This is a genomic window from Micromonospora globispora (assembly GCF_003857015.1).
Lineage (GTDB): Bacteria > Actinomycetota > Actinomycetes > Mycobacteriales > Micromonosporaceae > Micromonospora > Micromonospora globispora.
The window spans coordinates 1-2,402 of sequence record NZ_QGGF01000109.1 but is presented as its reverse complement, the minus strand read 5'-3'; the positions used below and the strand labels follow the sequence as shown (position 1 = coordinate 2,402).

Here is a 2,402-nt window from a genome sequence, read left to right as displayed (position 1 = left end):
CCAACGTAGGTCAGCACGACTTCGGTGATGTTGAGTTTGAAGAACCCGGCGCCTTGGTGAGGGTTGTCGGCTGGTGGGTCGACCTGTGCGGCGGTGCCGGCGAGTTTCGCGTCTCCCGGCCATCCCTCCGCATCGTCCCCGGGCGGTTCGACGGTCGGGCTGTGTACGGCGATGCGAGGGTCGCGGCGCACGTCGAGCAGCTTCATCGAGCCGCCCATCATCCCGAGGGTCACCTCCCCGTCGTCGAACTGCAGTTCCGAGGCGCTGATGCGGGGTGAACCGTCCTTGCGCAGGGTCGCGATGGTCTTGTTCGTACCCATCGCGAACCTGGCGCGGACGCGCGCCGCGAAGTCCGGGGCATCCTTCTCGATCTCCTGCCAGTTCGCCACGACGTCATCCTCCTGGTTGCTGGTGATGCTCGACTATTTCCGGTTGAGAAGCGCGACCGCTGGTAGCGCCACGAGTGAGCCCGCCAGCCCGGCGAGTAGCGTGTACCCGCCGGTGGACAGGACGGCGGTGGAAGCCAGGCTCGCTGTGGCCGCGACTGCCCACACTGCCGCGTCGACGGCGCCTTCCACCTGCGCCCGCTCCGCCGCTGGTAGGCCGCTGGCCAGCCTGCCGCTGCCGCCGATGAAGCAGAGATTCCAGCCGTAGCCCAGCAGGAACAACGCCGCGACATGCAGAAGAGCCTGGCTGTGCGGCGTGGTCGCGGCCAGCGCGGTCGCGATCGCGAGGGTGAGCAGTCCGGCGAACATGACGGGTCGGGAGCCGACCCGATCGAGCAGCCATCCCGTCAGCGGTGACAGTGCGAACATGCCCAGCGTGTGTGCGGACAGGGCCATACCGACTGCGCCCAGCTCCTGGTGGTGTAGGTGCATGTCCAGCGGCGCCGCGGTCATGACCGCGACCATGACCACCTGTCCGGTGGCCATGACGGCCAACGCCGACCGGGCCGTCGGGGTCCGCACCAGGTCGCGCAGAGGGACGCGCGAGTGCACCGGCTCCGGCTGACGAACCGGTAGCGCGAACAGCGCGGTGGCGGCGAGCGCGCTCGCCAGCGACGCGAACAGGAACGGGCCGGACAGTGCAACCCAGCCCAGGTGGCTTGCGGTGACGCTCACCGGCGCGAGTAGCAACGGCCCGCCAACCGCACCGACGGCGCCGGCCCAAACCACGGTGCCGATCGCGGATCCCCGCAGCTGCACGGGGTAGAGGTCGGCGGCGGCGTAGCGCGACAGCAGCGCACCGGCGTTGCCGAGCCCGAGCAGCAGCATCCCGATGCTCAAGATGGTGATGTCGCTGCCGGCAATGGCGGGGATCGCGAGTGCTCCGCCCACCGTCGCCGCCACATACCCCAGCGCGAGGCTGGCCCGCCAGCCCCAGCGGTTTGTCGCCCGGGTCAAGACAATGGCGCCGATTCCGGTACCGACGATGCCTGCCGTGTTCGGAACGCCGCCCCAGACGGCACCGAGCCGATCCGCGGCGACGATCGTGCTCACCGGGCTGGCGGCTGCCATGGCGGCGTTCATCAGGGCGGCGGTGGCGAAGAGCGTGGCCGTGGCGCGCCCACGCGTTGTCATTCGAGCATGTGGCGGCGAGGTGATGAGCATGCGCCTACGTTAGGAAGGCCCGCCGTTCAGCTACATGGGCCATGAGCACTGATCAGGTGCGATTGGCTGTTGATTGCAAGGCAAAGACGCGGAACGCTTGCCGTATGAGCAGACTGCTGGATCAGACGGACTGGCGCATCATTGCCGAGCTGCAGCGCGACGGACGGCTGTCCTACAACCAGCTCGGGCGCCTCGTGAACATGTCATCGCCCGCGGTCGCCGAGCGGGTGCGCCGGCTCGAAGAAGCCGGGGTGATCGGCGGCTACCAGGCCCGGATCGACCCGGCCCGGGCTGGCCTCCCGCTGACCGCGTTCGTTCAACTGCGGTGCGCGCTCGGCCGCTGCCTACTCAAGACCACGGGCGCCGATGACTTTCCTGAGGTCGTGGAGGTGCACAAGTTGAGCGGCAACTCCTGCACCATGCTGAAGGTACGCGTGGCGTCGATGCCGCACCTGGAAGGGCTACTCGAACGCCTCGGCGAGCACGGCGAGATGAACTCACACATCGTCCTGTCAACCCAGTACGACGGTCGGCCCGTACAGCCGCCGCCAGCCGAGGCCCACACGACCACGCACTCTCCCGGCTGGGTCCGGTAAGCGACCGCCCCTCTCAACGCACGACTCCGCGAGCCGATCTACCGGAACATTCACGGCGCCAACGCTCAGCCCCCGGCCCGCAAGCCTCCCGGTGCCCTCACAGGTCACCCACCGGATAGAGCGCCACGTACACACTCAATCACGTCTGCCGGGTGTCCACTCCTGCCGGTCCGGTAGTCATTCGCCAAGTTCGACG

General features: G+C 68.5%; 3 protein-coding genes. 1 reads left to right on the top strand and 2 read right to left on the bottom strand.

What is annotated here, in order from left to right:
- Both DKL51_RS03995 and DKL51_RS03990 read right to left on the bottom strand, forming a co-directional pair.
- Nucleotides 1-389: pyridoxamine 5'-phosphate oxidase family protein (locus tag DKL51_RS03995; protein WP_185734697.1), on the bottom strand; the 389-nt coding region annotated here is incomplete at its 3' end.
- Nucleotides 390-422: 33 nt separating this feature from the next.
- Nucleotides 423-1,610, bottom strand: coding sequence for an MFS transporter (locus tag DKL51_RS03990; protein ID WP_124811733.1), 1,188 nt, complete (start codon nucleotides 1,608-1,610; stop codon nucleotides 423-425).
- Nucleotides 1,611-1,714: 104 nt separating this feature from the next.
- Here DKL51_RS03990 and DKL51_RS03985 point away from each other — a divergent pair, with 104 nt between their 5' ends.
- Nucleotides 1,715-2,206, top strand: coding sequence for an Lrp/AsnC family transcriptional regulator (locus tag DKL51_RS03985; protein WP_124811732.1), 492 nt, complete (start codon nucleotides 1,715-1,717; stop codon nucleotides 2,204-2,206).
- Nucleotides 2,207-2,402 lie beyond the last annotated feature (196 nt).

What these genes read in the sequence shown, in the direction of transcription:
- DKL51_RS03990 (WP_124811733.1), bottom strand. Translation starts at nt 1,610, where the DNA reads ATGCTCATCACCTCGCCGCCACATGCTCGAATGACAACGCGTGGGCGC.
- DKL51_RS03985 (WP_124811732.1), top strand. Translation starts at nt 1,715, where the DNA reads ATGAGCAGACTGCTGGATCAGACGGACTGGCGCATCATTGCCGAGCTG.